Origin of the sequence: Planktothrix tepida PCC 9214 (genome assembly GCF_900009145.1) — a bacterium.
In the GTDB taxonomy this organism is placed as follows: domain Bacteria; phylum Cyanobacteriota; class Cyanobacteriia; order Cyanobacteriales; family Microcoleaceae; genus Planktothrix; species Planktothrix tepida.
Map to the genome: position 1 here is coordinate 1 of NZ_LN889821.1, position 5,151 is coordinate 5,151.

Sequence of the window (5,151 nt, forward strand, 5' to 3'; positions counted from 1 at the left end):
TTTTTTACTTCTAATTCCCATTGAGATTGAGGAGCGAAAAGCCATAAAAGAATGGCACAAATAGTAGCAGTGATGGTGATAATTGTAGTTTTCATTTTTTCTGGTTCCTTTATCGTTTGTGTTGCGTTTGTAGAGTGTTAAGGGGAGAATTTGTATCGTTTTTTCTCTACCCTTCTATTATTAATATAACAGACTTTTCTGAGATTGTCAACTACTTTTATGAGATTTTTAGAAAAAACTTTGGGGGGAATTGTAACCCCCAAAAACTTGATTTTTAGCCAAAAACTCCGGGGTGAGTTTTCTCATATTCAACCAATAAGTTGTAATTACATTTGTGCGTTTTATTGTAGTAAGTTTTCGTTTTTTTAACTCCTTCTTCACCATACATTTGAATGAGTTTTTCGAGTTTTTCAAAGGCTTCTACACTACGCTTTTTATCGCTCTCACGGCTTTTTAAGTTAGCAGTTGTTTTGAGTCCTTTTGATACGATTTCCTTAATATTGCNTTTTGTGTATTTTGGAAATTAGAAGTTTTGGGGGGTGTTAAAGAGTTAAATTATTTTTTTCAGTTATTAATTCAACTTCTTTTTTAAAATTTATTAATTCTGTAGTTTCAATATTCTTAAATTCAGAACTTTCTATAGTAAATAATACATTATCTCCTATTACTTCTAATTGTTTACAATAACATTTTATTGCATCGCGTATATCTGTAAATGTGTCAATATTGTTGTATTCATCTTCTAATAATTGGGTTACTAAAAATCCTGTTGAATTTATATCTGTTGTTAACAGAAGATAAAATGTTTGATTTAATTTTGTTGTAAATTTAGTTTCAGCATAATTTCCTAACATTTTTATCATCTCCAAAAAACTATAATTATTTTAACATTATTTTAACACTATTTATTTTAACATTAGTTATTAATTATTGTCAAGAAAATATTAAACTTTATTAGTCAACGATTTTTTATACTGAGAACGTTTTGTTACATTTTTTACACTTACGTCTATTTTTCCCATTCTTAACTGACTCAAACGATCCACAATTGGGACACTCGATAATCGTAGTTTTTGACTGTGTGATAGCCTGTGATGGGATGTGATGGGATGGACTCAAAACCTCTACTGGTAAGACTTCTGACGTTTGTGATGGTGTGTGATTGTGGGATAATTCTGGGATGTCGTGGGATGGCATCACAAAATACTCGCGCTCGTTTGGCAATTCTGCAATGTATCCTTTTTTACCCATCTCACGCACTAGACCATAATATTTAATATCACTATTTCTGAATAAATTAAACTCATTTTCTAACACTTCTATATCTGCTTTATTGGGCGCGTAATTAATTCCATTCTTAATAGCATCCCCTAGATAAATTTGGCAGAATTGATATAAATCACCTATCTGCCATTTAAGCACTGATACGTTAGCAATTTGACCTATTGCTAATACATAAATTTTTAAACTTCTACCTAATGAAACTGCATTTCTAACACTTAATGAGACATCTTCTGGCTTTTTATCAAAGCTTTTTGCTTGCAAGATTAACTGTTGAAATTCGTCAATTAACCAATACTGAGGACTCCAATTTTGGCACGGTAAACCCGTAGCTATCCTTTTAGTATTATCCTCTAACCTGCTATGAATAACCCCGTTTAATTCCTCTAATCCATCGTAAGCATTTTTAATTCCTGGTATATTCATAAAGCCTAGATAGTCAGGTTTTACCTCTTTATTTCCAATTAAGAAAACGCTCATATCATCTGGTTTTGGCTGAATAAATTTGAATTCAAAATTGCCTAAAATGTTGTGAATTAATGCAGAATAATTATTAGCTAACTCGCTCTTACCAGTTCCTCTAGCTCCTAAAATTATCAAATTAGATTGACTTTCAGCAATATTTTTAAGCCATCCATCATGATTTTTAATCTTATCTTTTGCACTTCTACTATCAATATTAATCTTAAGTTTTCCCTTACTTATTGAGTAGTTTGGGGATGATTCAAAATTTTCTGATAGACCGGGTAATTGCGCTAATATTTCCTTAATACTATTTTCTGAATACTCGCTCAATATCTCGAAAATGTGGCTTAAAATCCCACAATTATCTAATGACTCCAGATAATTTAAGCGTATATTCTTTTTAGAAAATAACGTTAAAATTAGTCTGATATCAGGGTTTTTTGGTGCTTTTGCTTCATTTTGCAGTAGGATGATTGTCTGATTTAGATGATTAATTTCTTGTTCTAAACTGTTAATAATTGCCTTTAAATTTTCATTCTCATTGATAGCGTTTTCAATCTTTTGTTCATAAGTGATTACCTGTTTTTCAAGCGTTAATTGTGCCTGAGATGCCGATAACTCAAGGTTTTTAGAGTCAATTTCTAATAGTTTCTTTACTTGTTCGTTATCAGAAATTAGCTGTTTTACATACTCCTCTTGACTTTCAAGCTGGATGATTCTATCTGCTAACCCTTTAATTTTTTGTTCATAACTATTAATAATTATGGTTTTTTCTTCCTCTTTCTTATTAGTTAGAGCGTTTAATTGATTGTTTAAAATCCGTTCATAATCAGTTTTTTGTACCTCTAAAGTAGTTTTTAATTCTTTAGTTTTATCCGATAATTTAAGCTTTAAGTCTTTGATTTGTCGGTCATAGTCCGATTGTGTTTTACTCATAAGATTCTGATAAAATTCATCTGCATTTTGTTTTTCTGATTTAACATTTTCAATTAAATAATTTTGTTCTCGAATAGCTTCTAAGTTGGCTTCTAAAGTTTTTTGAGCGCGTTCTAAATCACTCTTTAAAGCTTTGATTTTAAGATTAGGAGAATAACCTATCCACACTAAACTTAAACAGCTAGAAACGCTTGCTAGACCGCCTAAAATTAATTTCTGATTCTTAGACAAATCAGGAGAGATGGGAGATAAAAAAAGCACCCCTAGAGATGCTGATAATGCTAAAAATTTGAGATACATCTTATTTAAGTAGATTGATTTTTTGTTGAGCTTGTGAACTGAATTTGAGGGAAAATAACGCTTGAGACTCGCTTAATTCTGCTTTGATTTGGGATAATTCAAGCATGGCTTTATTCCCTTGGATTAGTAGTTTATCTCGATTAATTCGAGTATTAGCTTTTTCAAAATTTAACCCGTCAGTTAGTTGTAAAGTTTTCTCTTTCAAAATATTAAGATTAATCCCATCTTGAGTTAAGTTTTCTTGACTAGCTAAAACCTTAATTTCAGAACGTTTAACGTCAATCTGACTTACTTTTAAATCATTAGATTTAGCTCGAATTTTATTATCTAAAATCGACAAATCTAAATCATAAAGTTTTTGTTGTTTTAGCTCTTTTTGTAATTCATAATTACCCTTTGTTACCATTTTTCTACTATTCCCTTAACTTGGTTTACTCGACTTTGACATTGTGAATAATCTGCTTTTAAAGTCTTATTTTGACTTTCTAAATTAGTTTGATAAGCAGATACTTGAATCTGATTTAAGCTCAAATTAATTAAGTAGCCTAAACAGATTGCTAACCCAAACTTAAATGCTTCTAACATGGCTCTATAAGGGGGAATTAAACCCCCATAACTAACACATTGCATTGAGTTTATAGGCTTCTAAATCATCATAGGTTAGCCTAGACTTTGGGGAAGATAGCGACAATTTGACTGTGAGGGTAACGCTAAAGTTTGCTGTAAATTTTTCATCCGTTGCATTATTTCTTCTGGATTCATTAACAAAAAATCCGAGTTTTCACGCTCTTTTAACTGGGTGTTTTGTTCTTGAATTTTAGACTGTAAGAGGTTAGTTATTCCGGTGTTTTTGAGTGCTTCAAAATGACTATCATAACACTCTAAATACATCCGAGCGTCGCTAAAAGCATCTTTCACAGCTTGGCTTTTAATAGCTTCATTCCTTAGCTCATATTCCGAGTAGGGAGTCGTAGAAGTTTGATTTTGATTGGGTGTTTTGCTGTTCATTTCTTGCGGTTCCTCTGTAGTTTGTTCCGTTGCTTTTTGGGTTTGTTTCGATGTTGTAACCATTGTTTTTTAATTCCTGAATCAGTTGTTTTTTAGCAAACTTTACTGTGTGTTTTTCAACTAATAAAATGAAGATTTTGAAAACATTTAGCTCATCTTCATTTAGTGACCCCATACCTTTCTCATATCTCCAGAATTCAACGTTTAAAGGTTGTAAGATATCGTCAATCATTTTGACGTATCTGTACCCTGTAGCAGTTGATAATCCATTGATAGAGAAAAGATTCTCAAATGATAAAGAACTGATAAAAACTTGATTCATTCCATTATTTTCTTAACCCTCTCTCATCTCTTTCTCACATAATAAAACCCCTATTGCTAGGGGTCTATGTACTATGTAAATGTCTTTGTAAATGGTTTACTCGAAGTCAGGGAAGTCTGGCAATTTTAAACCATTAGAAAGGATTAAATCTAGTGATATACAAAGATTTAAAACCGCTTGAGAGGGGTTTCTTTTATTCTTAGAATTGATAAAATATTTGCGATATTGGTTCTCACTAATTCCTAACAGAAACGCTGTTTTTGAAACGCTTAAATGGTGTTTTTGTTGAAACTGTGAAAGAACGTCTAAAGGGCTAGAAACCGCTTGTCTAGCCGCGTTTGATGTTATCATATTGTTGCCTCTACTGTAATTAGGGGACGCGCTTAGGGGTGTGCCAACACTGCCTAAGCATTTGATTTATTATATAGTAGAAATCATTTTATTACTAAACTGTTATTAAAAATTTATATTTTATTAAAAATAGACAATAAAAACCCCTGATTTAATAACTTTGATTAAATCAGGGGTTTTGTGTTAGAGAATATCTCTCAGAACCCAATGGTAGAGGGGAGTGCATACTCTCCAATTGGTTAATTTAAAGACCTAAAGCTAGGATTAATTCAGCTTTTTTCAAGGGTTTGCCGTTGGGATCTTTCCATTGGATTTTTTTAATTTGAGCCATCTTTCTCAATTCACTCACATTAGGATTTTTTGGCTGTTTTGGGGTTTGGGGTTGGGGTTGGGGTTGGGGTTGGGTTTCGGGTTGGGGTTCGGATTGGGGTTGGGGTTGGGGTTGGGGTTGGAGTTCGGTTTCGGGTTCGGATTGGGGTTGGTGTTGG

The 5,151-nt window shown here is 32.3% G+C and carries 7 protein-coding genes; all 7 read right to left on the reverse strand.

What is annotated here, in order from left to right; translation table 11 throughout:
* Positions 1–542: 542 nt before the first annotated feature.
* Positions 543–854 carry a hypothetical protein gene (locus PL9214_RS29225; RefSeq protein WP_072722806.1) on the reverse strand — a complete coding sequence of 104 codons (312 nt, stop codon included), beginning with the start codon at positions 852–854 and terminating at the stop codon, positions 543–545.
* Positions 855–969: 115 nt separating this feature from the next.
* Positions 970–2,982: a hypothetical protein gene (locus tag PL9214_RS29230; protein WP_072722807.1), complete on the reverse strand. Its 2,013-nt coding sequence runs from the start codon at positions 2,980–2,982 to the stop codon at positions 970–972.
* 1 nt (position 2,983) lies between these two features.
* Positions 2,984–3,388 (reverse strand): hypothetical protein, encoded by a 405-nt coding sequence (locus PL9214_RS29235; RefSeq protein WP_072722808.1) that lies wholly within the window; start codon positions 3,386–3,388, stop codon positions 2,984–2,986.
* Positions 3,382–3,612 (reverse strand): hypothetical protein, encoded by a 231-nt coding sequence (locus PL9214_RS29240; protein WP_072722809.1) that lies wholly within the window; start codon positions 3,610–3,612, stop codon positions 3,382–3,384. The genes PL9214_RS29235 and PL9214_RS29240 overlap by 7 nt, the downstream gene beginning before the upstream one ends.
* 30 nt (positions 3,613–3,642) lie before the next feature.
* Positions 3,643–4,053: a hypothetical protein gene (locus PL9214_RS29245; RefSeq protein ID WP_072722810.1), complete on the reverse strand. Its 411-nt coding sequence runs from the start codon at positions 4,051–4,053 to the stop codon at positions 3,643–3,645.
* A 355-nt stretch (positions 4,054–4,408) separates the two neighbouring features.
* A complete protein-coding gene (locus tag PL9214_RS30985; RefSeq protein ID WP_139295204.1) occupies positions 4,409–4,663 on the reverse strand; it encodes a hypothetical protein in 255 nt (84 codons plus the stop codon).
* 244 nt (positions 4,664–4,907) lie between these two features.
* Positions 4,908–5,151, reverse strand: a 244-nt coding sequence (locus PL9214_RS31760; protein ID WP_186440504.1) for a hypothetical protein, incomplete at its 5' end; no start/stop codon positions are given.

Coding starts and splice junctions, on each gene's coding strand:
- PL9214_RS29225 (WP_072722806.1), bottom strand. CDS start 854: ATGTTAGGAAATTATGCTGAAACTAAATTTACAACAAAATTAAATCAA.
- PL9214_RS29245 (WP_072722810.1), bottom strand. CDS start 4,053: ATGGTTACAACATCGAAACAAACCCAAAAAGCAACGGAACAAACTACA.
- PL9214_RS29240 (WP_072722809.1), bottom strand. CDS start 3,612: ATGCAATGTGTTAGTTATGGGGGTTTAATTCCCCCTTATAGAGCCATG.
- PL9214_RS29235 (WP_072722808.1), bottom strand. CDS start 3,388: ATGGTAACAAAGGGTAATTATGAATTACAAAAAGAGCTAAAACAACAA.
- PL9214_RS30985 (WP_139295204.1), bottom strand. CDS start 4,663: ATGATAACATCAAACGCGGCTAGACAAGCGGTTTCTAGCCCTTTAGAC.
- PL9214_RS29230 (WP_072722807.1), bottom strand. CDS start 2,982: ATGTATCTCAAATTTTTAGCATTATCAGCATCTCTAGGGGTGCTTTTT.